This window comes from Nostoc favosum CHAB5714 (assembly GCF_020829495.1).
GTDB classification, from domain to species: domain Bacteria; phylum Cyanobacteriota; class Cyanobacteriia; order Cyanobacteriales; family Nostocaceae; genus Nostoc; species Nostoc favosum.
The window spans coordinates 1-24544 of the sequence record NZ_JAIVFQ010000002.1 but is presented as its reverse complement, the minus strand read 5'-3'; the positions used below and the strand labels follow the sequence as shown (position 1 = coordinate 24544).

The 24544-nt window shown below is 41.0% G+C and carries 29 protein-coding genes and 1 tRNA gene; 10 read left to right on the top strand and 20 right to left on the bottom strand.

Annotation, left to right across the window (positions count from 1 at the left end; translation table 11 throughout):
* Window positions 1–35 precede the first annotated feature (35 nt).
* Window positions 36–248, top strand: a complete 213-nt coding sequence (locus LC586_RS01695; RefSeq protein ID WP_229482661.1) for a hypothetical protein — start codon at window positions 36–38, stop codon at window positions 246–248.
* A gap of 69 nt (window positions 249–317) precedes the next feature.
* Window positions 318–1220: a tRNA (adenosine(37)-N6)-dimethylallyltransferase MiaA gene (miaA, locus tag LC586_RS01690; protein WP_229482660.1), complete on the top strand. Its 903-nt coding sequence runs from the start codon at window positions 318–320 to the stop codon at window positions 1218–1220.
* Between the two features lie 62 nt (window positions 1221–1282).
* Here miaA and LC586_RS01685 read toward each other — a convergent pair whose 3' ends face one another.
* Together LC586_RS01685 and LC586_RS01680 are read right to left on the bottom strand one after the other, a co-directional pair.
* Complete coding sequence (locus LC586_RS01685) at window positions 1283–1990, bottom strand: Uma2 family endonuclease (RefSeq protein ID WP_229482659.1); 708 nt, start codon at window positions 1988–1990, stop codon at window positions 1283–1285.
* A 90-nt stretch (window positions 1991–2080) separates the two neighbouring features.
* Complete coding sequence (locus LC586_RS01680; RefSeq protein WP_229482658.1) at window positions 2081–2788, bottom strand: class I SAM-dependent methyltransferase; 708 nt, start codon at window positions 2786–2788, stop codon at window positions 2081–2083.
* A 258-nt stretch (window positions 2789–3046) separates the two neighbouring features.
* On the opposite strand from LC586_RS01680, the gene glcD reads away from it, so the two are divergent.
* The 7 genes from glcD to LC586_RS01645 all read left to right on the top strand — a co-directional run bounded on the left by glcD (window position 3047) and on the right by LC586_RS01645 (window position 10153).
* Window positions 3047–4519: a glycolate oxidase subunit GlcD gene (gene glcD / locus LC586_RS01675; protein WP_229482657.1), complete on the top strand. Its 1473-nt coding sequence runs from the start codon at window positions 3047–3049 to the stop codon at window positions 4517–4519.
* A gap of 285 nt (window positions 4520–4804) precedes the next feature.
* Entirely contained in the window at window positions 4805–6052 is a 1248-nt protein-coding gene (locus tag LC586_RS01670) for a glycoside hydrolase family 10-like protein (RefSeq protein ID WP_229482656.1), read from the top strand.
* Window positions 6052–6615: a hypothetical protein gene (locus LC586_RS01665; RefSeq protein WP_229482655.1), complete on the top strand. Its 564-nt coding sequence runs from the start codon at window positions 6052–6054 to the stop codon at window positions 6613–6615. Before LC586_RS01670 ends, LC586_RS01665 begins: the two co-directional genes overlap by 1 nt.
* Before the next feature lie 329 nt (window positions 6616–6944).
* On the top strand, window positions 6945–9188 hold the full coding sequence (locus LC586_RS01660; protein WP_229482654.1) for a sensor histidine kinase: 2244 nt from the start codon (window positions 6945–6947) through the stop codon (window positions 9186–9188).
* A gap of 62 nt (window positions 9189–9250) precedes the next feature.
* Window positions 9251–9322: transfer RNA gene (locus LC586_RS01655), tRNA-Lys, on the top strand.
* A 406-nt stretch (window positions 9323–9728) separates the two neighbouring features.
* Entirely contained in the window at window positions 9729–9941 is a 213-nt protein-coding gene (locus LC586_RS01650; protein WP_229482653.1) for a hypothetical protein, read from the top strand.
* A 5-nt stretch (window positions 9942–9946) separates the two neighbouring features.
* Window positions 9947–10153, top strand: coding sequence for a helix-turn-helix domain-containing protein (locus tag LC586_RS01645; RefSeq protein ID WP_229482652.1), 207 nt, complete (start codon window positions 9947–9949; stop codon window positions 10151–10153).
* Between the two features lie 224 nt (window positions 10154–10377).
* On the opposite strand, the gene LC586_RS01640 is transcribed toward LC586_RS01645, so the two are convergent.
* The 12 genes from LC586_RS01640 to LC586_RS01585 all read right to left on the bottom strand — a co-directional run bounded on the left by LC586_RS01640 (window position 10378) and on the right by LC586_RS01585 (window position 18920).
* Complete coding sequence (locus tag LC586_RS01640; protein WP_229482651.1) at window positions 10378–10824, bottom strand: hypothetical protein; 447 nt, start codon at window positions 10822–10824, stop codon at window positions 10378–10380.
* A gap of 5 nt (window positions 10825–10829) precedes the next feature.
* The gene (locus LC586_RS01635; RefSeq protein ID WP_229482650.1) at window positions 10830–11285 is read right to left on the bottom strand and encodes a hypothetical protein; all 456 of its coding nucleotides are present in this window, start codon (window positions 11283–11285) and stop codon (window positions 10830–10832) included.
* 1 nt (window position 11286) lies between these two features.
* Window positions 11287–11517, bottom strand: a complete 231-nt coding sequence (locus LC586_RS01630) for a hypothetical protein (RefSeq protein ID WP_229482649.1) — start codon at window positions 11515–11517, stop codon at window positions 11287–11289.
* On the bottom strand, window positions 11517–12104 hold the full coding sequence (locus LC586_RS01625) for a hypothetical protein (protein WP_229482648.1): 588 nt from the start codon (window positions 12102–12104) through the stop codon (window positions 11517–11519). The genes LC586_RS01630 and LC586_RS01625 overlap by 1 nt, the downstream gene beginning before the upstream one ends.
* A 122-nt stretch (window positions 12105–12226) precedes the next feature.
* A complete protein-coding gene (locus LC586_RS01620) occupies window positions 12227–13051 on the bottom strand; it encodes a hypothetical protein (RefSeq protein ID WP_229482647.1) in 825 nt (274 codons plus the stop codon).
* A gap of 1 nt (window position 13052) precedes the next feature.
* On the bottom strand, window positions 13053–13514 hold the full coding sequence (locus tag LC586_RS01615) for a hypothetical protein (RefSeq protein WP_229482646.1): 462 nt from the start codon (window positions 13512–13514) through the stop codon (window positions 13053–13055).
* A 2-nt stretch (window positions 13515–13516) separates the two neighbouring features.
* Window positions 13517–16207 (bottom strand): hypothetical protein, encoded by a 2691-nt coding sequence (locus LC586_RS01610; protein ID WP_229482645.1) that lies wholly within the window; start codon window positions 16205–16207, stop codon window positions 13517–13519.
* A gap of 2 nt (window positions 16208–16209) precedes the next feature.
* Entirely contained in the window at window positions 16210–16557 is a 348-nt protein-coding gene (locus LC586_RS01605; RefSeq protein WP_229482644.1) for a hypothetical protein, read from the bottom strand.
* Window positions 16558–17175: a hypothetical protein gene (locus LC586_RS01600; RefSeq protein WP_229482643.1), complete on the bottom strand. Its 618-nt coding sequence runs from the start codon at window positions 17173–17175 to the stop codon at window positions 16558–16560.
* Window positions 17172–18233, bottom strand: coding sequence for a LamG domain-containing protein (locus tag LC586_RS01595; protein ID WP_229482642.1), 1062 nt, complete (start codon window positions 18231–18233; stop codon window positions 17172–17174). The genes LC586_RS01600 and LC586_RS01595 overlap by 4 nt, the downstream gene beginning before the upstream one ends.
* Entirely contained in the window at window positions 18211–18582 is a 372-nt protein-coding gene (locus LC586_RS01590; protein WP_229482641.1) for a hypothetical protein, read from the bottom strand. Before LC586_RS01590 ends, LC586_RS01595 begins: the two co-directional genes overlap by 23 nt.
* Before the next feature lie 2 nt (window positions 18583–18584).
* The gene (locus LC586_RS01585) at window positions 18585–18920 is read right to left on the bottom strand and encodes a hypothetical protein (protein ID WP_229482640.1); all 336 of its coding nucleotides are present in this window, start codon (window positions 18918–18920) and stop codon (window positions 18585–18587) included.
* A gap of 218 nt (window positions 18921–19138) precedes the next feature.
* Between LC586_RS01585 and LC586_RS01580 the strand changes: the two genes are divergently transcribed.
* On the top strand, window positions 19139–19720 hold the full coding sequence (locus LC586_RS01580) for a tyrosine-type recombinase/integrase (protein WP_229482639.1): 582 nt from the start codon (window positions 19139–19141) through the stop codon (window positions 19718–19720).
* Window positions 19721–19909: 189 nt separating this feature from the next.
* Here LC586_RS01580 and LC586_RS01575 read toward each other — a convergent pair whose 3' ends face one another.
* The 6 genes from LC586_RS01575 to LC586_RS01550 form a co-directional block, all read right to left on the bottom strand.
* Entirely contained in the window at window positions 19910–22291 is a 2382-nt protein-coding gene (locus LC586_RS01575; RefSeq protein WP_229482638.1) for a DnaB-like helicase N-terminal domain-containing protein, read from the bottom strand.
* Window positions 22292–22490: 199 nt separating this feature from the next.
* Window positions 22491–22691 (bottom strand): hypothetical protein, encoded by a 201-nt coding sequence (locus tag LC586_RS01570; protein WP_229482906.1) that lies wholly within the window; start codon window positions 22689–22691, stop codon window positions 22491–22493.
* 48 nt (window positions 22692–22739) lie between these two features.
* Window positions 22740–22964 (bottom strand): hypothetical protein, encoded by a 225-nt coding sequence (locus LC586_RS01565; protein WP_229482637.1) that lies wholly within the window; start codon window positions 22962–22964, stop codon window positions 22740–22742.
* Between the two features lie 85 nt (window positions 22965–23049).
* Window positions 23050–23394: a hypothetical protein gene (locus tag LC586_RS01560; protein ID WP_229482636.1), complete on the bottom strand. Its 345-nt coding sequence runs from the start codon at window positions 23392–23394 to the stop codon at window positions 23050–23052.
* A gap of 249 nt (window positions 23395–23643) precedes the next feature.
* Window positions 23644–24081, bottom strand: coding sequence for a hypothetical protein (locus LC586_RS01555; protein ID WP_229482635.1), 438 nt, complete (start codon window positions 24079–24081; stop codon window positions 23644–23646).
* Window positions 24082–24263: 182 nt separating this feature from the next.
* Window positions 24264–24440, bottom strand: a complete 177-nt coding sequence (locus LC586_RS01550; protein ID WP_229482634.1) for a hypothetical protein — start codon at window positions 24438–24440, stop codon at window positions 24264–24266.
* Window positions 24441–24544: the final 104 nt, after the last annotated feature.

The following is a 24544-nucleotide window of genomic DNA, read 5'->3' as shown; positions in this document are numbered from 1 at the left end:
CGGCACTGTAACTGCTCGTCATGTAAACTCTCCTGATGCGTGAGGTTGAAATCGCCGAAAGGCAAATAAAAGTAAAAACACTCCAAAATTGTAACACAAAAGCCTTGCTGGCGTCTGTAGGGCATTTTCTAGAGAAGTTTATACTGGGGTTGCACTACCGTGGAAGAGGGGCAGAGGGAGCAGGGGGAGCAGGGGGAGCAGGGGGAGCAGGGGAGGCAGGGGGAGAAGAACTATTAATCATTGTCTAATGCTCAATGCCCAATGCCCAATGCCCAATGCCCAATGCCCCATAACAAATAACTAATGACTAATGACTAATGACTAAATTAATTGTGATTTGTGGGGCGACGGCAACGGGGAAATCGGGTTTAGCTTTGGCTTTGGCGATGCGGTTGGGTTCTGTAATTCTCAGTGCTGATTCTCGTCAAGTTTACCGTGAGTTTGATATTGGGACAGCTAAACTAACTGTAGCTGAACAAAAATTGGTGCCGCACTATTTAATAGATATCTGCGATCCAACAGACATGATGACAGTAGCAGACTATCAGGAGCAAACACAAGCCTTAATTGCTTCTGTTGGTGTTACACCACTGTTTCTAGTTGGTGGCACTGGTTTATATATCCGTTCCATTGTCCAAGGGATGAAAATTCCGAGAGTTGCACCACAGATTGAATTGCGATCGCAACTTGAATCTCTCGGTCAAACTCAACTCTATGCAATGTTACAACAAGTTGACCCCGTTGCAGCACAAAAGATTCATGGCAATGATTTAGTGCGAACTTTAAGAGCCTTAGAGGTATATTATGTCACTGGTCATTCAATTTCAGAACAGCAAGGGGAGAATCCACCCAATTATCCGATTTTGCAGATTGGTTTAGATTGCAATGTTGAAAAGTTGCTTGCTCGGATTCAACAGCGTACTGAGCAAATGATAGCAAATGGTTTGGTTGCTGAAGTGGAGTATCTTTGTCAAAAATATGGCGCTGATTTGTCTTTGTTGAATACTTTGGGCTATCAAGAAATCAAGCAATATTTGGCTGGGGATATTTCCTTAGATGAAGCGAAAGAATTAATCATTTTGCATACCCGACAATTTGCCAAGCGACAACGCACTTGGTTTCGAGCATATCCACAAATTGAATGGTTTGATGCCGATGATCCTGATTTATTAGAGAAGGTTTGGCATCGGATAAATGAGTTTATAATTCGCACAAGTTAGTGAGAATTTTTTTGCTCATGCAAAGACGCAAAAAAAACTTTGCGTCTTTACAGTTGAGTGTCCTAGATAGTGTCGGGATCTACGCCCATAGCCCGTAGCCTATCTGCTAGCAATTGGGTGCGTTGTTCTGCTTGTTCGGCACGTTGTCGTTCCTGTTCGGCGTGTTCATCTCCAGTCGATAAAACATTACCATCTTGGTAGCACCAGCGTAACCAAGTATCTTGTCTATCTTCAAATTTCCCTTCCCACAAAGTTACACCTAAACCAACTTGTTCTAACCAATTTTCTGAAGTTTCAAAGTAGCGCCTTCCTCTAAGTTCATAAACGCGTAGTACTTTTTCTCCTAATTGCTGATTCTGGTCATATACGATGTAATAACTAGCCCGCATTTGTTCATAAATTTTCAGCTTTTTGCCAAGTTCATCACCTTCTTTATTAGAGACAATTTCAATCACGACTTCTGGAGGTTTACCAAAACGCCAAACCATATAACAGCGATTTTGTTTTTCCCACCAATTTTGAGGTACTTGAACATCGAAGCTGAGAAAGATATCGGGTACAATTGCAGGTTGACCGTCTGTATGGTAAATACCGACATTAGCTGCTGCTAAAAAAGTCTGCTGCTGTAGAGTACTGTAAAGAGAGCCAACCAAGAGACGTTGTTGTTTTTCAGATGCAAAATTGTCCACAGGCGTATCATCTTCAGTGACTAGCTGGTTGGCATCTGGCACATAGTAATCATCATCATTGATTAAAACTTGCTGAACCATGATTTTATCCAGTATTTAAGAGCGTTATTTCTAGGTTAATTGATTGCATGTAGTAAAACAGTAACTAACTTTGTATCGCGTATCCAAAAACTACATAATGGCTGAACTTACCTGAGGGAGATTACCTTTCTTCCAAACTACGGAATAACGCCAAAATAAGTGCTTTCTAACCTTCGCTTTCCCCAAGAAGCTTGTATAAATTCGTCGTGCTTGCGATAAGGTAAAGTACTTGTCTGTGCGAAGATGCTCTCTCATGGCTTCTACTGCTTCTGATGACGGTTGAACACGCCTATTTCTAATCGTTTGAAGCAACCAGTTTAGAGGAACAGCAACAAAATCGCTCAACATATCTTGGACATTCTCATGCTCTAATAAATCCAAAATCACTAGACTGCCACCAGGCTTCAAAGCAGCTTTCAGGCTGGGCAGCAAGTTTTCTACTGGTAGATGATGAACTGTAGCTATAGAAACGATCGCATCAAATTGCTCAACTGGAAACTCCCACTGCAATATATCAGCAACTTGAAAATCAATATTTGTATACTGTCTTGAACGTTGCTTGGCAACTTCTATCATATTTGGGGATAAGTCAATTGCAACAACTCTGTCAGCATATTTAGCGAGAAGACGTGAAAATTCACCTGTTCCACAACCTATATCTAAGACGGTTTTACATTGCTTTGGAAACTGTTTGAGTAGAAAATGGTGATAGTGATTATTATGATCCCATCCCTGTTTGTCATATAGAGCAATGCGATCAAAATCATTCTGAATTTTTTGAGTCAGCTTCTCATTCATATAGCTTCGTTATCAAACACATTAATGAATTTAACCGAAACTTCCTCAGCAACCCCTCAAAATGTTTACCTACTAATAAACTCATACAGACGAGAACCAAAAAATGTGTCGCCTGAAAACTAAGATGGTATAACATTACACTGAATGCAGAAGCCCAGAGCGATCGCGTTTACTCACTTTTGACTGCTATTCTTGCAACAATAGTAATTACAGCTATACTAACCAGCCTGCAACATCTACCTTGAACTTTAAAAAACTATGCTTACCCAAGATAAAAAACAACGCAACTGGAAACCCATTCTCAAAGCATTCGAGGCTGTCCTTGGCAAAAATGGTGTGGTGCAACGCCGCGAAGAACTCATTACCTATGAATGCGATGGTTTAACTGGCTATCGCCAACGTCCGGCTGTGGTGGTGTTACCTAGAACTACAGAACAAGTTGCCCAAATTGTGAAAATATGCAACCAATACTCTATCCCCTTCATAGCACGCGGTTCTGGCACTGGTCTATCTGGCGGCGCTTTGCCATTAGAAGATTCTGTTTTAATTGTCACTTCCTTAATGCGGCAAATCCTCAGCATTGATTTGGAAAATCAACGAACAGTTGTCCAACCAGGGGTGATTAATAGTTGGGTAACACAAGCTGTCAGTGGTGCTGGTTTTTACTACGCTCCTGACCCTTCTAGTCAAATTATTTGCTCTATTGGGGGCAACATTGCCGAAAATTCTGGTGGTGTACATTGTCTCAAATACGGTGTTACTACTAACCACGTTTTGGGATTAAAAATTGTCACGCCGGAAGGGGAAATTATCGATTTAGGTGGACAAATTCCAGAAATGCCTGGTTATGATTTAACAGGTGTTTTTGTTGGTTCTGAAGGTACTTTAGGAATTGCCACAGAAATTACTTTGCGAATTCTCAAAAGTGCAGAATCAATTTGTGTGCTGTTGGCAGATTTTACTAGCATTGAAGCTGCCGGGGCAACTGTTTCTGACATCATCAGCGCCGGAATTATTCCTGGTGGTATGGAAATGATGGATAATTTCAGCATCAATGCAGTTGAAGATGTTGTAGCAACTAATTGTTATCCCCGCGATGCTACTGCCATTTTGCTCATAGAAATTGACGGTTTAGAAGTGGAAGTTGCAGGAAATAAGCAGCGAGTTATTGAAATTTGTAAAAAGAATGGGGCACGAAATGTCACTTCTGCTACTGACCCAGAAACCCGGTTGAAATTATGGAAAGGACGCAAAGCGGCTTTTGCTGCGGCTGGGCATTTAAGCCCAGATTATTATGTGCAAGATGGTGTAATTCCTCGAACTCAGTTGCCTTATGTTCTGCACGAGATTAAGACTTTAAGCGAACAATACGGTTATCGTGTTGCTAATGTATTTCATGCTGGCGATGGCAATCTTCATCCGCTAATCCTTTATGATAATTCTGTGCCTGGAGCATTAGAGCAAGTAGAAGAAATGGGTGGGAAAATTCTCAAACTTTGTGTCCAAGTTGGTGGCAGTATTTCTGGTGAACACGGCATTGGTGAAGAGAAAAAATGCTATATGCCACAGATGTTTAGCCAAGTTGATTTAGAAACTATGCAATGGGTACGGCAAGTTTTTAATCCTAAAGGGTTAGCAAATCCTGAAAAGATATTCCCCACACCACGAACTTGTGGTGAAGCAGCAAATGCATCGGCACTCAAGCAATTTGAAGGTGTGGAAAGATTTTAAGAGTTAGGAGTAGAGACGCGATTAATCGCGTCTGTACAGGAGTTAGGAGTAGAGACGCGATTAATCGCGTCTGTACAGGAATTAAGAGTTAGGATTCATAATTTATCAGGTTTTGGTATCGTTAAGTATATTTATAACCAAAATTGGCTCTGCATTATTTCAAATATTCTGACTCCTGAGTTCTGAATCCTGAGTTCTGAATCATCATTTCTTTACATCATCCGGAGGATTACAACTTAATTTTGTAGTTATATATATTGCGATCGCACTAGGTCACGCTTACAAATGAATCGGGTTGCTCACCGTTGTGTTTATTATTTACTGTGTTTGGGATTAGTAGTCACTTTAAGAGTTTTTTCACTCTCTTCAGTCTCTTCACTGCCAGTTTATTCCCAAAATACAAGTCCATTAACTACAGAAATTCGCGGCGTTTGGCTGACTAATGTTGCTAGTGGTGTACTATTTGTTCCTTGGGGTATTAACCGTGCTATAAACCAATTATCGATTCTCAACTTTAATACAATTTATCCTGTAGTTTGGAACCGAGGACATACTTTTTATAAGAGTGCTGTAGCTAAAATGACTACAGGTTCGGAAACTCAACCTTTGCTCAATTTCATGCACGGTGGACAGGATGTTTTAGCAAAAATAGTAACACTTGCCAAAAATAAAGATTTGAGAGTGATCCCCTGGTTTGAATACGGATTTATGACGCCGCATTATTCACAATTAGCAAGGCGTTATCCTGACTGGTTGACAATTGGGCAAGAAGGTATAAAGTCTACCCAAGATGCTCCACCAGAAGAAATCGATAATGTTTTGGTTAGTAAGGTGGCTTGGTTGAATCCCCTACATCCGCAAGTGCAAGAATTTATCCAAGAGCTAATTTTGGAAGTAGTCAGGAATTACGATGTGGATGGTATTCAGCTTGACGATCATTTTGGGATGCCGGTACAGTTTGGCTACGATCGCTTCACTATTGAACTCTACCAGCAAGAGCATCAAGGCAAAAGTCCCCCAACTGATCCTTTTAACTCAGAGTGGATGCGTTGGCGGGCAGACAAAATTACTGATTTTATGGCAGAAATCTATCAAGCTGTCAAGGCAGTTAAACCCAAAGTTAGAATATCTCTGTCTCCTAACTATCAAGCTTTTGCCTACAAATACTATTTGCAAGATTGGGAAAATTGGGTAAAAAAAGGTTTAGTTAATGAGTTAATTTTGCAGGTGTATCGAAATGACAAAAACTCTTTTATCGCTCAACTGGAACAATCATCGATAAAATTGGCTCAAAGTCTAATTCCTGTAGGTATTGGTATATCAACGGGAACGGTGCGTAATCCTGTGAAAATAGCACAAATTAGAGAACAAGTTCAGGTTGTACGCGATCGCAATTTTGACGGTATCTCCTTTTTCTACTGGGAGAGTCTCTGGGGTTACATCGTACCCGAATCACCCCAACAGCGACGCAAAGCTTTTTTTGATCTGTTTAATGCTAAAACTGTCAGACTATTAAAACCAAAGAAACTTTGATGCCATTTGCACCGAGAAATACTAGATTTAGCTTTATATTGCTGTGGACTTTCGCTACTTTTGGCGGTTTTTTATTAAGTTTACTGTTTATCGAAGTTGGCGAAAAGCCAGATATTGGGGTAGTAGAGGCGGCTATCGGCGGATTTGCGATCGCACTTCCTCAAGGTTGTCTTCTCAAAGAACCTATATTTTGTATCAGGTGGATTTTGTCAAGTCTTTTGGGTTGGAGTATCATCACCGCTATCGGTATTGGTGCGGTGGGTTGGATAGTCCCTAGCACTCAGATTTTCCCTGTGAGAATCCTTTCTGGGGCGGTTTATGGGGCATTTGGCGGCTTGGGGATTGGATTGGCACAATGGTTGGCAATTCCCCAGCCTGCGGCGTGGCGATGGATATTTGTCTCTTCGGCAAGTTGGGCTGTTGCTGTCCCCGTGGGTTCTGCTATCGGGATGATCTTACACCGCCTGACGCAGTTATTCTTAGGCGAAGTCATGGGATTAGCTATTACTTGGCTGTTGGTTGGTATCCTCACCGGAATGAATGCTCACAAGTTGCGATGGTGAGTTCCCACTCCCTTTATTAAGAATTGTAAATTTAGTTGATGTATACTGATGCTTGCACTTAGATATATGCAACAATCTGAAAAAACTGTTAAAAACTTATTTTCAGTAAGTTTGCCCTAATCTGCAAATGTGTTTTCGCCTTCAAAAAGCAGGATTTGTTAAGCTGACTCCTATTAGCTTTCCTAGATTTCTGACAAGAAGTAGAGAAAGATCCAAATCTCGATGAGCAACAGCTGACAAGACTTTGCTATAGGCGCTATGCATCTACTACAAGCGTAACAACAAGAGAGCGCCTAGAAGAGTCAGTAATACCAGACAGGGACTCTCGCATGAATATAAATCCAACGGAATCAACTATAGAGTTGACAAAATTATCACCACCTCAGATTCTCTTCGGCACAGAAGTAGATGAGAAAAGTAGTATTGAGCAGTTTATACTGAGCATGTACGATTCTGTGCAAGCATCAATATTTGTAGTTGATGTTCTAGAGGACGGAGATTTTCGATATGTGGCACTTAATCCCACTCATGAGCAGTGGATAGGCATTCGCTCAGATGATCTCCGGGGCAAAAAACCAGAGGATATTCTCTCCCCAATCGATGCTGCTAAGGTGCGTCAACATTATGCTGAATGTGTGCTATTCGGCAAAACTATTTCTTACGAACAATGTTTGCAATTCCAGGGGGTTCCGACTTGGTGGAGTACGACTCTCACCCCGCTACGAGATGCTAACTCTAGGATTTATCGACTGATTGGTACAAGTAGCAATATCACTCCTGTGAAGCAAGCAGAACAAGCAGCCGGACTCCAGGTTGAACGGGAACAACTGCTAGAAGCGATCGCAGCACGAATTCACCAATCTGTAGAATTTGAGACAATTCTGCATCAGACAACAATTGAACTGCGGCAATTTTTGAATTGCGATCGCGTCCTAATTTATCGCTTCGAGGCTGATGGCAGTGGGGTAATCATTGCCGAATCAACTATGACTGATCCCCTGTTGGGAAAAAACATCACCGATCCCTGCTTCAGTGGCAAACATCGAGAACACTACGGGCGAGGTTGCATTCAAGTTGTCGAAGATATTTATGCAGCTGGGTTGCATCCTTGCCATATAGATTTTCTGGCATCTTTGCAAGTGAGAGCCAATCTAGTCGTACCGATTTTCAAAGAGCAAGATATGTGGGGGCTATTGATTGCCCAGCATTGCCACCAATCGCGTCAATGGCAGCAAACAGAAACTGACTTGACTCTTCAGTTGGCAACTCAAATCGGCATTGCTGCCAGACAGGCAGAACTTCGTCAGCAGTTTAAGGATCTCAAAGCAAAGTTAGAGTTGCAAAAACAGAAACACAAAAATCAGTTGCAGCAGGTGCGAAACTTTGAAGCCTTGGTGCGACGCATGACAGAACAAATCCGCGACAGTCTGGATGAAACTCAGGTATTGCAGACACTCACCCAGGAATTAGCAGAGTTACTCAACCTTGATCGTTGCCAAATCGAACTCTATAGCACCTGTCAAACTCTGGTTACTATTACCTACGAGTACAGCATTAACCTACCTCGGTGTCAAGGATTGACTAAACAGATTGCAGACCGGCTTGAAGTTTATCAGCCCCTGTTGCAAAAACAACCTTTGCAATTTTTGGAAATTGTGCCGGGATGGCAACCAAAGTTGTTGGTTATGTCCCAGATGGCTTGTCCAATTTTTGATACTCAAGGAATTTTAGGAAACATTTGGTTGACAAGACCGACACAAGAGGCATTTAATGAATTTGAAATCGAGTTAGTGCAGCAAGTAGCAAGTGAATGTGCGATCGCCATTCGTCAAGCCCAGCTTTACAAACAAAACCAGGCACAGGTTAAAGAATTAGAAAAATGCGATCGGCTTAAAAACCAATTTCTCAGAAACCTATCCCAAGAACTGCGGACACCAATAACTAGCATCAGCCTTGCAGTCCAAACCCTCGAAAGTGTCCTCACACCAGAAGAAATATTAGATATAGAAATAGTTCCACAACTATTGCAGATTCTGCATAACGAGTGTGCGCGAGAAAGCAAGTTAATTAACGATCTACTCACACTCACATATCTAGAAGCTGAACCCGATCCCCCAACTTTGATTGCCATTGACTTACAAAGCTGGCTTAACCCCATTGTCGAGTCTTTTCGAGACCTCACCAACTGCCAGCGACAGCAGTTAAACCTGAGTGTTGATCCTGCACTCCCGCTTTTAGAGACAGATATCACAGATATGGAGAGGATTATCACCGAACTACTTAACCATGTCTGCAAATATACCCCAGCAGGTGAGTCTGTCACAGTCTCTGCTCACCTGAGAGGGGAAGCAGTAGAGCTTAATATTAGCAATTCGGGACTAGAGCTTACCAGCAATGAACTGTCACGGATATTTGAGCCTTTCTATCACCTTTCCAAACATGATCCTTGGAAACATAGCGGCACTGGACTGGAATTGGCATTAGTGCAGAAAATGGTCAGACATTTAGGCGGCTCAATTTATGTAGAGAGTCGAGCCGGTCAAACCACTTTCACCCTCAAATTCCCGCTTTAATTAGTTTTTTGGGCGCGGCACTGGCAAATCGGTCATAAGTTTGCTATGATGGCTATTCGTGCGGGTGACTAGCTCAACGGTAGAGCAGTAGACTCTTAATCTATTGGTTGCGGGTTCAAATCCCTCGTCACCCACTACTTCCAGCCCTCCACTATTTCCCCTTGCCTAAATCTTGCCTAAATGGAGTTGGTGTCATGCTCCAAAAGCCCCAATTCTCAAGGGTAAACGGCACTAAAGCTTTGACTAATTTAAATAAAAACGCCTCCTGTCCAGTGGAATATCTAGTGTGTCCACTGGACAGTTAAAATGTGACAAAAACGGAATTTTGACCAATGCAATTTAGGAAATTTGATAATCCCTATCATGCTACTATTGACCGGGTATCGCGCATTTTATCGCCTAAAACTATCTACAGAGTTTTGACAGAGGGTTATTGTAATTTTCAACAATTACCTTCAGACGTTTTTGTAGCAGCTTGTATTATTGTCTGCTTACATAGAATTTCTAAAAGTCCATTGGCGTTATTTACCTTTGGAGACTATGACAGTACTTTATGAGAAACATCGAGGATTACTACTAGAAGTCTTTTATACAGAAGACAATTACTGTTATGCCTCCTGTGAGCATCCTTTTAGGCTTGAAGTAATTGAATCGGAATTGTGTAATACACCAAAGCAGGCTTTTGATAGGCTAAAAAGCAAAATTGATTTGATCCACGCCGATTACAAAGATGACTTGGGGGAGGCAATGTGACGAAAATGAACGAAGATGACGCTAAAATTTACAATTTGTTACTAAAGGCTGGCCCGTTACGAGCCGTCCAAATTCATGAAACTCTACACATGGGATTTCATCGGTTATATCCAGCCATAGAACGACTTAGGAAACAAGATTTTATTCAAGGTCGTAAGCAACCTGGAAACAAGCTGACCTACGAATTTACAGGGCTTAAGCCTACTAAGTGACAAATTGGAGATTTTGACCAATGGACGATCTAAGTCATACAAGTGCAGCCAAATCTAGATTCTGCTGCACTTGTGGAAAGTATTGCAAGGAAGATGAGCCTTACTTTCCTGCGTCTGCACAATGCCTCTGGTGCTACACCTTGCAGGATTTTATTCGCCAAAAGAGATTTTTCGTAATCCCCTACAAATCACTAGAGTGAATCCCCATTGAATTATTCGCAGCCCTAAAGCTTATTAAAAGGGTCTTCCTCTTCCATCTTGCGTAAATCCTGAAATTCCCGGATTTTGAAAGTTCCTTGCATCTGCAAAAAATTTTCAATATCTTTCATCGAGGTGTAAAGACGATTTGTCCTATGTTCAACTGTTTGTGTCACTTGTGCGATCAACAAAGTTACAGTATCTTTGCGATTTATATAATCTTGAACATGTAAATCAAGTCTGTGTTCTAAATCTCTAATTTTTTCGGCGTTATCAGCGTGTTCTTTCAAGTCCTCTTTTATCTGAGTAATAGAACTTGAAATATTATTTAAGTTATTTACAAGCTTGACTGCAAGCGTGCCTAGTACAGAAACACTTACAAGGATGCCAGTAAAGACGCCAACGGATTCTAGAGTTACCGTAATTACTGGCGAATTGGTACTAGCAGCTATTGTAGATTGTGTAGTAGTCATTTAATTTAAAGAGCATCAATTTTAGATTCAATTCGAGTTAAATCGGAATCATAATCAGGCCCCGTGTAACGCCATACAGTGATGCTGGCATTTTCAAACCATTCAGGCACTTGAATAGAAATACTGTAGCTAGTAGATATTGCTGGAAAAACTACAAGGTTTATCTTGTCCAAAAATAAAGCGTATCTTCTATTGAAGCTAGCATCTTGAGAACCACCAAAAACAATACCAGTACTAACCTTCTGCCTAACATTACCAGCAAACTTCCAACTTCTACCTTCAGGCACGTTAGTAGAAACCAGAATTGCTAAAACAAAAACATTCAGCAACAAAGCAATAGATATTTCAGGAATGGGGACAGTTTTATATCCGCCCCCAACTTTAGCTATTTGTACCGCATCTACGCTTTGGTTGTGTATTGTTTCCCAGTTATTAGAATTACCAAGCTGTAATTCCCTCATGTCAAAGGTCTAACGTAATAATTTGATTGAAGACTAAATCTTCTACAGGATTGACATGCAAAAAGGGGTCTATCCCAAAGTGATCTAACACATCAAAGTAAGTACCTGTGTCTATCGTGCTTGCAAGCCAATCAGCAGAAGCTTGATTAATAATTGTCATCCCTTTGAGACTTCGCTCATCACAAGCAGATACCATCAAGAAATCACGGTAATCTGGCAATAATATGCTCATTAGATAACTTCTGGAATAAACGCAACTCGATTACCTTCTTGTTGAGCAAAGGCTTTGATAGCGGCGATATCACTTATTTCTGCCACAGCGGCTGCATAAGTTTCGCCTCCTGTATTTTTAGAACCAAAAGGAGACGAAACACTTTTGTTGTCGTATCGCTTGTACTCAAGATCCGTAATGCGCGATTTGCTATCAGCTACTTCTGCCCCGCGATCGGTTAACGAGAGCCGGGCTGGGCGATAGCCTGTCATGTTATCAAGTAAAACCCCACCAGTAGGTAAAGTAAAACCTACTGCAACAGTCCTGCCATCTGCCTGTACTGCCTCACGGACTGTATTAGCTAATGTGGTGGCATTGCTTCCCGTTTGGCTATCTGATAGCAGTTTTACTGGTAAATATATACGTCCAACTAGCTGAAAAGATTCAACATAACCTTTAGTGCGGTTAACTTTGACTCTTACTGAGCTACCACGCTGTGCTTTGTAAAGCGCTCTTTTTTCTTTTACTGTTTTGTCTTCCCACGCCCGAAGTTTCTCTAAAGCATCGGTTAGTTCTTTAGCTCGCCGAATATCACCATATCTAGTCATCTAGTCTAAATTCCTACAAAGTCACTACTTAGGTCTCAAACTAAGCTAGCACCCTGTTTTAGGAAGAATTAAACCAGTGACAAGTTAACTTTCCGAAAAAGAATTAAAAAGAATTAGCGGACTTAAGAAACTGTGACATTTTCGATAGCACTCTTGAGTCGTCCGTTAAGTCCCACTAGATTGACAGGCTTCACTTGACCAGGAATGAGCAGTTGTGCGTGTGTGAACTTCACGTCAGCAGTCGGTCTTTGTCTAAATTTTTTCACCTGTCTGCCATATACACGGTGTGTTCCTGGGTTAGCGGGAAATTCCTTAGTGTTCTCTATGAATTGAAAATTATTATCGCTGTAAGTTTTATTTAAAATCTTTAAAACAGATTGAACAGTAGATATTCCTTCAGATTTAGATAAGCAGAATAAGCGTAAATCAAAGCCATTCTCTAAATCTAAATAAGTGCATTTAAATTTACCCTTCTTCCAAATTAATGGAGGTGTAGCAAATTCTGCTTTGATTTCACGAGCATATTCAACAGCATCACCTCTTGAAATTGTATCAGCATTTTTATTCATGATCCTAAAGCCAATTTCACCACGCACCTGTTCTGTACCATCATGATGCTTTTCAAAATTGTATGGCTCCTTGAAATAAAGTTTTATCTGTGGCTTAAATTTAGAATCTCTTTGAAACTCCTGTACAGGAATGCCATAAATTGGAGTTTGTAAACTTTGAGCGTGTCCAATTGTAATTTCAAATAACCACAGCCTCATTTGAGTCATGGCTGCGGTATCTTCGTCTTTAATCAAGCAAGCATGTTTTAGATTTGCTTTGGGAGTGGATATATCATCATCGGGTTGATTTTTGAAGTAGGCTCGTACAGCTTTATTATGTTCGAGTCTGATTAAATTTTGGAGGTGTTCAAATTCATTAAAATTAACTGGCAGTGGCATACTAGGGATTTAAATCACTTGCAATCGCATTTGTTAAGTACGTTAATGTGCTGTTGAAATATTCGTCCATATAGTCAAGGCGGAGATTAGAAATACTCAATGTCAAAGCACACACTGATATTGATTCTGTTGAGTCTATAGATAAAATTATGCCTGTATTAGGCTTTGCTTGAAGCAAATTAGCTCCAGTCTCTACTGCACTTAAATTAGTATTCGCTGTCGGATTAATATCGTTGTTGGCTAGCGATTGTGCGTATGCAAAGATTCTTGAAAATGTTGCTACAGCTAAGTTTTTATTGACATTGTTGATAACAATATCAACTGCACACATCCGATAATCTCTTTGCATTCCTGGTTCGCTTGATCGCGCAATGCCTTCATTAAAAGTTCGGACATCTATTTTAATTTGAGGTGTAAGAGTTTTTGCTGGGGTTGTTATCTCCACTGGGAATTGAGCGACCATTGTTAATTATCCTCATCCGCTTCTTTGTCATTTTCTTCTAGTGGTAAAGCCGCGCTAGCCGTTTTTGATTCGGTTTCTTTTTGTGCTAGTTTAGCTGCTTCAGGTAGTTCAGTTTTTTGCTTACTAGAATCAGTTTCTTTCAAAGAGTCATCGATTTCTTTCTTTTGCTCTACAATTTGTCCAATTGTTTCTTTAATTGATAAAACTTCAGATGCTACTTGGTCTACTTGTGAGATAACATTAGTGGCATTTTCAAGAGCAGTAAAATATTTATTTTGGAAATTGACATTTGGATTCATCCACGAGTAAGCTTTTTCTCCTACTACCCCAAACCGCTTTAAGGCATTTCCCACCTTTGCATTCCATTGCCCCACAACCTCTAAAGCATTAAGAATAGAAGCACTGAGAGATTGAATTGAATTTAAAAGATTAGCGGTTGCTTGATAAATGCGGTTTGCACGTTTCCAGTTAGCATCAAGTACTTTATAGTTTTCTTCCCCAATTGCACCTTTTATCAATCCTTCAATCCCTTTACTAATTACACTCCCAATATCAAATGCTTGTCCTTCAGCATCTTTTAATCCCACGATACTAAGAAGATTTCCAATTACGCTTAATAGTGTTTGACCAAGATTATTAGATAGCATTGCTCCATTGTGAATATTAGCGGCAAGATTCATAAGGTTTAGCGCTCTATCTAAATGCGCCCACTGTGCAAATCGAGTTAGTTTGCCTCCAATACCACCAGGTAGTTGATCGCCAAGCTTGTTGTTAATAACACCAAGTAGGGCTAAATCAGCACCTTGCCCTACAGCATTAACAGCACCCAGTATGTTAGCAGCATTACTATTAGCATTTCCAGTAACATTCCCTACGGCGTCATCAATGGCTTTCTTGCCACACCCCGTTTTCAGGTTATTGCACATTGCAGTACCTGTTGCTGTTGTGATTTCTGGAATTGTGGGGATAGATGGCTTAATAGCGTCAGCCGCACGAGCAGGAATTAAGCCAAGTATGCCTACAATTTGATCCAATTTCGGTAGGGCTTGCTCGTTCACTTTTGCTTGATCCTTCAATTTTGTATCTATTTTTGTTAAATCTGTTGTTGTAGTTTTTAAATCAGATTTTATACTAGCTATTTCAGATTTTATTGGTGACAGAGCTTGTTTGTTTTGCTCGATAAACCCTTCATATATTTCTTGAGAACTTTTAGTACTTTGAGCAAAAAATTCTGCATTACGTCTGTCGAATTCTTTGGATAAGTCCGATAGTTTTAAGTCAGTCGCGGTCAGTGTTTTGATATTTTCTTTGACAAACTCTTGATAGCGTTGATCCGCAGTCAAATTACTTTGTCGCTGAAAGTCCTTATTTTTTTGTTCAAACTCCTTGAATAAGCCAGACATCTCTAAACCTTTTATGTCAAGAGATTTTAGATTATCTGCTACCAACTGATTAAATTTATTATCTAGCTGCTGCTGAAGAGGCGCTAAATTTGGTACGCCTTTATTACGGGCCTCATTCATTGCTGCATCTGCTTTGGAATCTACATTCCCCAAAGATTGCGCTAAACTCCCAACCGCGCCAGCTAATACTGGAATTTGAGCCACTTGCCCTTGCAGACTGGCAACCGTCCCAGATAATTGCACTACTTGAGATTGAAGCGGGGTAACAAGCGCCCTTGCAGCCGCTACAGCATTCGCGTTAATCGCTGCGGTATCTGTTGGTGTTTGTGGGCGAATTGCATCAACTTTGGATCGCGTGGCTGCTAGGTCAGATTGTAGTTTTGAAATTGTAGAGTTAACAGTTTTTTGAAAGCTATCTGAGACTTCACTGGTGAATTTTGCAATTTGGGCGTTAACTTGTTGGATTTTAGCTTCAAAGCTTGTTCGCTGCTCAGTTATTTTGCCCTCAAGTATTTTCCTGCCTTCCCGCGTTTCGTAAAGCGCATCATTTGATTGCTTTTTGGCTTCGGTTATTTTGCCCTCAAGTATCTTCCGTCCTTCTCGCGTTTCATATAGAGAATCATTCGCCTTCTTTTTAGCTTCTACTAAATCCTTGCCAAAAGTTTCTTGCTGCTTATTTAATCGATAATAATCTTTAGCGTTAGTATCTAATTCCCTTTCAAACTTTTGAATTTTACTATCAATAGTTTTTAATTTTAATCCAGCTTGTACTGCTAACTGATTAGTTTTTGTTAGGTCGTTACTAATTGAATCTAAATTATCGAAAGTCCGGCTACTGACAAACTCATTTAACTTGAGAATTGCTACTGTTCCAATTGCCGCAAGAATTCCAAGAATACCACCAACACGGGAAGCTTTATCTAAAAAGGCACTGCCAGGAACATTTTTAAAAAGTGCAGCTTGTATTTTTTCAGTTAGATCAGTCGCTTTTTTGGTGGCATCAGCTACCTTTTTTGTAGAATCAGTAACTTTTTTTAATTGCCTAATGCGTTTACCTGCATCAGCAATAAATTTTTTGCTAGGAGATGACGCAATTATTTTTTTAGTACTAGCACTAGCTGTGCGGTATCCTTTCCAATTTAATCTATGAGCTTCTCTTGCTCCTTTGAATTTGTTAAAAGTCCCTTTGGGGTCAGCTTTAAAAGTATCCCAATTAAAATTTTGAGGAATTGAATTAGGTATTTTAGGAGAAGGTGAACTTGGTAAAGGCGTCCCATTCCAGCTAGCCATTATTAATCCCCTCCTAAGAATTCAGCAATTGTAGAAACCGTATCAATCAACGGCGCTACCATCTCGTGTAGCCCTTGAAAAGCGTCAATAAATTCTCGGTTTGTGTTTTCAATATCAGCAAAATTATTCAAAGTTTCTACAATTCCTTTTTTGAGCGCTTCTGAAGTTTTTTCTAGTTCTTTTACACGCTTTTCTAAATCATTATTATTGTTGTTATTGTTATTTTTATCATGTTGCTCACAACATTCTTTCTGTCTCCGCTCTAAGTCCCGCAGTCGTTTATTCTGTTCATCAATTTTGCGGTTGAGCGCGGCTAGCCCTTGTTCGATATCTTTGCAAACTTCTGCCATTTACCGACCTACTTTATTTGCAAGATTTTTCAGGCGATCGCCCGTTTGCTTGCATGGTACACAGCAGTATCCTGGATATTTATTATGCGTGCATTTATGGCTCTCATCAGGACAATCTCCACAAGCTACCTTGTAAAGAATTGGGCACTTACCACTAGCTGTAAATAACAAGTTTCCATTGGTATCTTTGATTTGTAATTTACAAATATCTGAAGGTGAATCTGGATTTGGTATTAGTATTTTTGCAAGCGTGGGCGGATCATTTGGATGATAACCGACAGCGCTACCTGCAATTAAACTTCCATTACCATCTTTAAATTGACACGACCAATTGCCAATTTGCACACCGTTTACTGTATCGGTGTTTATTAATCCTGTTACCTTAAAATCGGTAAGCTTGCCTATTGCTCGAAAAGGCATTTGCTCTAACGTTGTGCGGGGGTTCAATGCTGTTGAAAAGTTCCAGGCATACATTTGATTTGGTAAGTTTGGATTCTCGTATGGAACAACGGTTACATCTATAGGTGAAACATTTGCATAAAAAACGTTATCTTCTGAGGCACCATTTTTCCTATAAATTACTTTTGGTTTATCACCTAGTTTGCAATATTGTGTCATACGGTAAATTGAGAAATTGGTGGAGTGAAATTACCTGTATATCGAAATACCCCTGGAGCGCTTAATTGCAAATCGTCAATATACCCATTAAAGTCGGTTGCAAAGCCAGAATTATTCAATGTTCTACCAATAAAAAAATTACTATCCGTATTGCTAGCGGTTGTACTTCCGGCTGTCCCTTGAATGCCATTGACATATACTTGCAGCGCTGTACCACGTTTTGTCGCAGCGACATGATACCAAGTATTAGCGGAAATTGTTTGGCTACTAATAGCATTAGTAGTTCCGTTTACCCAATGCCTAAAATGAACTCTGCCATTATTAACACATAGAAATAGCCCTGCGTTTCCACTTCCACCACCGAGCGCATTACCCATGATGGTCATATTGCTAGCTGACGCTGGGTTACTTAATAGATAAATCCAACATTCCCATGTAATATCATTAGTTCCGTAAGTCAAGCCCGTTGTCAGAGGAAGTGTTAAATAGCTACCACTACCATTAAAGTAACCGCTTGCTCCGCCAAATTTACTTTGTGCTGTACTAATTTGTGCCGCACCAAATGCAGTAACTGTGCCGCCTTTTGCATCTACAAAAGTTGTACTTCCATTACTACCGTTAAAATTCAAAAGCGCTGATACGGTAGCATCAGTAATAACAGATAAACCTCCTACTATTGGATACCAACCAATGCTGTCATTGAGATAGACAAGCCTTACATGTGTGTTAGTAGTTTTTATTCTTAAGTGAGTTGCATCATGTATACCATTACTATAAGCCTTGCCTTGGGTATTAATATAAACAGTTGAGCTATTGATATTAAATATTTCTATTTCACCAACAGACACAATAGGCAAAGTAATGGTAATGGATGCACTAGTATTAATTACTAATTTGTTGTAGTTGCTGGCAGCGTAACTAGTATTTATCGAAGTCCATTTAGATGCTATCGATAATTGACTAAACTGAGATTTGTAATATGCTTGGTTTGCCGATGATTGAAACAACAATAAATCATTCATGGTTGGCGTACCACTAGGAAAATTCTGTATCTGCATATTCTGAGAATTGGTGAATAATCAAAGTATTTCTAATTACATAATTCTCTAATCGCTGTTCTATAAATTCTTTCCAAGGCTCTAGTAGTAACGACTTATACAAATTAGAATTATCATAATTTATCTTTCTACCTTGAAAGTCTGTTACTTGATTATCGTTAGGGTCTGTTAAGTGACCTTGAAAATTTTCGAGAGCTTTCAGTAGAATCGCTACTACTAATTGTTCAGCGCGATTGTTTATCTGTGGCGTCAACCCAATTGCTACTAAGTCGGATTTTTTAATTACCAATTCAGTAGCAGTTTGCACAGCATTAACACCAAATAATTGAGCAAGTGTTAGTGCTTGCATGATTAATAAAGGTCAGGGTCGATTGTTTCCGCGCCTGTAAGCACCCGGTCTATTTCTACAGAAATAGTATTTCGTAGGTAAATAGCATCATTACGAGTGGTAATACTTGGGCTAAATCCATCCACAACCGCCACAGATTGGTCAATATTGGTGTCCCGTGCCTCATCCGTTAGTGTTGATTTAAATTTCAACATGATTGCTATTAACAAAGATTCGGCGGTATTGGTTGCAGAAGCAGTCAATCCCACAGATGCCAAATCAGCTTTGCTAATAGTTAAGCTGTTTGCGTCCTGAATTGCATACGTTCCGAATACAGCAGTAAGTGTTGGTTCAGCCATAAAAGCAGATTTAGATGTTGTGAATAAATCCGTTGTATTGCTAATCCAAAATTATGTAAATATTCCAGTTTTATGTAAAACTGGAGTATTCACGGATTACGCCAAAGCATTACTGGTAATACAATAGAGCCTATATTTGCTCGGAGCAGATATAAAGTAAATTCCACTTTTACCATTAGCCAAAGTAAAAGTGGAATATCTAAAAGTTGGTTCAAGATATGAAAAATAACAGAAGTGGACAAGCTGCCACACTGTCCAATGATGAATACTCTAAAATCCGCAGACAAATCGTAAATGAAAAGTACAAAATCCTTTTCGCTTTGGGGTGGTATACCGGCGAACGTTGGGGAGCTTTAATTCAACTGAAAGTCTCAGATGTTTACGATCCTGATGGTAAGCCATATTCAGAAATCACTTTCAGGGCTACTACCCGAAAGAAAGATCCAGACGGAAATAGCGAAACTCGACAAGTTCCGATCCACGATCTACTACGTGAGCAGCTAGAGTATTACAAGCCAGATAAAGATAGTGTTTGGCTTTTTCCTGGTCGAGACTTTGAAAAACATACTTGCTTGCGTAATGCCTACGATATCCTCACTAATGCTGTTGAGAAAGCGGGACTAGCAAGCAAGGGTGTTAGTACTCATAGCACTCGTAGAAGTTTTGTTACCAACCTGCACAATAACGGTATCAGTTTGGCAACGATTAAAAGACTTACGGGACACAAGGATATCAAGTCTTTAGAGCGTTACATCGACATTGGGGCTGACCAATTAAGGGGCGCGATCGCAACTCTATAAACCCCAACCTTGTGACAAAGCTTGCCCTAGCGAATAAGTTGGACGAGGTTGTAACACCTGTCTTCACTTCATCGGATTTATTGCGATCGCACTCTCAAGAACTGCGATGTCTACGACGGGCTTCGCCTACGCATTTTTCATTCAAGGCAATGACGATACTTGTTGATTGCACTGTGCCGAATTATAATGTCAGGCTTTTACCAGTTGATGAGGGAAGTAAGGTCTTGCTAGACGTTTTTTGCGATCGTCAGATTTTAGCCAAATGCCATCCGATCTAATGTCGGTAATAGTGGCAAAGGTTTCAATGAGCTTGCCAACAAGAATTACTACCTGATCTCCCACGTAGAAGTTGTGCTTAGGGGATTGCTGACAGCTTTGCAAGTCAGTGAATGGCAGACTCCGCCTACCCCGCCCTGGAACCTGGCAGCTAACCTCAGACATCTCATCAAAAATTTGGAATACTTCTACCTCTCGTTTGAAGGACACACTCCAGTAAGTGCCTTTCTCCTGAAGCAAAGGCAAAGGATCACCTGAAGGATCACCCCCCGGATCACCCTGTGGAAAACTGCTAGAGCCGTTAACTGGCAATACTTCAACGACTGTCTGAAGATTGTGTATAAAAAAATTAGGATCACCCCCTGGATCACCTCCAGGATTGTTGCCTGGTAAGACATTCGAGCAAAGGTGATCCTGTACCCCCTGATTTTCGAGAATATTTTCTAAACCTACTCTGGAAATTTTTTCGCCATTTTCGGGGGGTCGAGGATCACCTTTGGCTGTATCGCTTGTCAGACAAGCTTCCTGGAGGTGATCCAGGGGGTGATCCTTTGGTGATCCTAACTTTTTTATACCAATATCTAATTCGGGCTGTGATTGATTACTAGCAATAGTTATAGGAGATGAGCAGGGGTGATCCGAGGGGTGATCCTTTGGTGATCCTTTCTCGTAGGCTAAAAAGTAGGTGTAGGCTTTTCCTGGCGGACGGTTAACGCTAACTAAGCCATCGGACGCTAACTCTGTTAGGTAGCGTCGGGCATAAGGCTTGGAAATATTCAGTCGGTGGGCAATCTCTTCAGATGTGAAGTTGATGTTTCTGTGGCTGGCTAAAAGTTCTAAAGTTGCTTCCTTGGCAGAGTGATTTGGCCCGCTCAATTCAGCGCCTTCTTCACCCAGGAAGGTAAAACTGAGGTCTTCAGGGTTAAACATAAGACGGTATTTTTTTCCAGATGACCGGGATCGCGATTTGTCGATCTCAAAGATCCGGTCATGAGGCGTTGCTGTATTGCTATTGTCTTTAGACAGTTTCCAAACTTCACTGACAGAGTTGCGTATCGCTGTCGTGCCACGAACTTCACCAATCTTGTTGTTGTGGTGGATGAGCAGGAAGGTAGTTTTGTATTCGTTAGCCAATCCAGCCATCTCTAAGATGGGGCGGGCATATTCCATTTCGCCTTCTCGATAAATAGAGTGGCGGTTAGCGGTAGAAAGCGAGTCAATTACAACCAGGTCTGGCTGAAATTCCTTCAAATCTTCCAGTAGGGCGGCCATGTTTTCGGCGCTCCACCCAATACGGACTTTCACATACTTGCCAATGTCGTTTTCAGAGTAACCAAGAGATTCGAGTGCTTGCATCATATCTCCAGGGCTTTCGTCGCCTTGGTAGTAAAGGATTCTCCGTTTCTCTCCTGTCACATGAAACGGGCCAAACTGTTTACCTTGGATTAGGAATTTCCCCAGTCCATAGGCATATTTTGTTTTCCCAATTCCACCATCTGAACTTAAGAGGATAGTTGTATGTTTGGGTATTAAGCCATTTTGCAGCCATTCTCTAACTGTTGAGCCTGCTAACTCTTTTAATTCCTGATACGTAAGCAACTCGCTGCATTGATCAGTCAAGCTTCTCATGTAAACCCGTTCCAGGAACTCGATCTGTTCCTTGTGTTTTTTTGCCATTAAGCGCAGTTTGATGAGTCTTAGAGATGGACTACCGCAAGTGGTATAAATATGTTTAAGTTCCGAGAGCAATGTGTCGTGATAACACTGTTCGTATTCGTCTCTAGTAGCTCCAATTGGAACTTCAATAATTGACCTAGTTCTCTCAGTAACTTCCGCGAGTAAATCAGGTATTTCTCGCTCGGTTTGATATCCCAAGTGAATAATATTATTCCCTAATGCAATTATCTCTCTGTGAACAAATGCTTCGATTACTGAGTTAGCCATAGCGTCGATATTAATGGCGCTGACTGTTCTATCTACTAAGGTAGCTAGCTTGTTTTGACCACCGGTTCGAGCAAGAATGCCATGCCTAGACAGGAAGCTAGTAACACTCAATAAGTCGGTTGGATTCTTTGTTTTTGAAAGCCGCAAACATGCTGCATAAATGTCTCTATGGGCACTGATATAAAAGTGTTCTGGTTTTAGTCTGTCTTCGACTCGGTAAATTGCGTTTGGGTCTAATAAGATACCACCCAAAATTGCTTCTTCTGCTCCTATCTCGCATGGTGGTAATTTGTCTACGTTGTTACTGAAGTCAATTTGTGCTTGGGGGAATGAGCAAGTACCTTGTGTCATTTGTCTGTCCCCCGATTAGCTAGGTTTAAATTATTTAATGTGGTAGAATGCGGGAAAGTAACGGTTATTTTACCGCTTAAGATTCGTAAGTATTTGTTCATTTATTTACTTGTGTTTTTTGTATCTAATTCACTAAGCTATAAACTTAGTGAGTTTTTTTTTGCGTGTGACAAGTCACTTAGTTACTATTAAAACACTGTCAACAATCTAACTGATCGGAGAGTTGCAGGTAAAGGAGAAAGTTATCCAACTCCTCTTCGGTCAGCAGAAGGCGCGATCGCTTGCCGTAGTATTTCAACAAATGCTCCCGACCTTGGTCTTCTGTCCAGCCCAATCGATACATTTCGAGGTCTGTTTTACCTACTAGTTCGCTGAATTTTTCGTATGTTGGTTTGGTCATTGGGCATTGGTCATTAGTTATTGGGCAAGAGCGATCGCACTTTCTTTTTCACGCAGCAGTGAAGTCAACGTAATAGCTAGTCCCAACAGAGAATTGAGACGATGCGGCTGGGTTGGTGATTTCGAGTGTGATGTTACCGGCTGGTGTCGCTTGCCAGAAAGTTAGGTTTTCTTCATTGGGTGGGTTGGTGGTTACTGGGGTGAGGATAACTGTTGCTGTCTGGGTTTCGTGGTCGAGGGTGTTCTGTTGACAGGTGAATTTAGCTCTGATCATTGGTTTTATTTCTTGGTGGTCAATAAAAATGGCGGCTGTCCTTGGTGCTGGTCAGCCGCCGCTAAACTTCAAAGAAGAGAGTTAGCTAGTGCCGATCGCGTTTTAACTGCCAAATGGCTTTATCTAAATACCAGTCAGAACTACGTCCTGGGTTTCGTCTGCGTTCGCCATCAATGAGTCGGTTGGCTGTAGCTGTGTCACCTTGCACCAAAATTAGCAATTCTTTCCACTCCCGGGAATTGCTGACTCTGTTGGTAGAGGGGCGCTTGAATTGAAAAAAATGTGTACTTTTCTTTGACTGTCTGTATGTTGCAGTTCTTTTTGGGTGATAGCGTCTGCGAGTCTCTTGGTGGGTTTGCACGACCAGGAAGGCTATCCGCAGGAGGAACGACATTAGCGCTAGCCAGAAAAGGAGGATTACAATTTCCATAGGGATTGAAAGGTAGATGTTCAATCCCACCATCTACGGGATCTGCTGATGCTTACATCAGAAGATACCCGTATTTATGTTTGAATTTTTCCTTGTAATGCTGAATGCTGCTATTCATTGCTTAAGACCAACTTTTACTAAGGACGATCGCACCTCGATGTCTAGTCACAGATGCGTCGCCTGCTGGTGGCAGTAGGCGACATATCCATGAATAAAGCCGTCGTACCCTTTCCTTTTCGGGTACGACGGCTAAGAATGCTCGTTACTGTCTACGGCGTGTTCGTCTAAATTGTCTTGCTCTGGAACCAAAGAATTAATCTCGCGCTCAAGCTCCTTTATGGATGCTAAAAACCTTTCCTCCAACGTTCTATTCTCATCAAGTTCTGCTTCTAATCGATCGCGATGACTGTGAATATAGAACAAAAATGACTGCTCTATTAGCTTGAGACGCTCTGAAATTTTCCCAGGATCTTTACCTCCGCCGACGAAAGAGATTGTTGCATTTTCTCTCTGATCATTGTTTCTATGACTTCCGACTTGCTCGTGTTTTGAGCTTGTGATATCGCATCCAGGTGATTGGCTGCTGTAGGAGTGAGCGTTACGTTCATTCGCTGCTTCCTCTCTTCGTACCAACCATGTTTCTTGGACTCCTTCTTGAGGTCTTCGCTGTGCATTTGTTCGATTCATAAATCCTACGCACGATTTTAACATTCAATCCTACGCATAATTTTAGGCTAATTGTGCGTATAATTCAAAAAAGATGCTACTATGCTAAATCATACGCATAATATTTGCAAACTAATGAGAGACAGCAGCCTCATAAAAGAAAGACCTGCTAGCAGATGTGCGTAAAACCTGTACCTGACTTTTCACCCCAAACCAGGCAGAGATAGCAGCCTGCCAGCACTGAGCAAATACCAAAGACCTGCTAGGGGAAACTGACAACCGACAACTGCATTCACCCGTAAGTCGTAGCGCCGCAGGGTTAGCGGTTCCAAGTAAAAAGGCAATAGCCCCAAACACGAGCGATCGCCTTCATAAAACAATGGAATTTTATCTTAAGGAGATTGTACCAATGCCTAAAATACATTTCACTTCTAACGATCCAGAGTGGACTGAGTGGTGGGTCAACCCGGTCGAAGATGGGAGT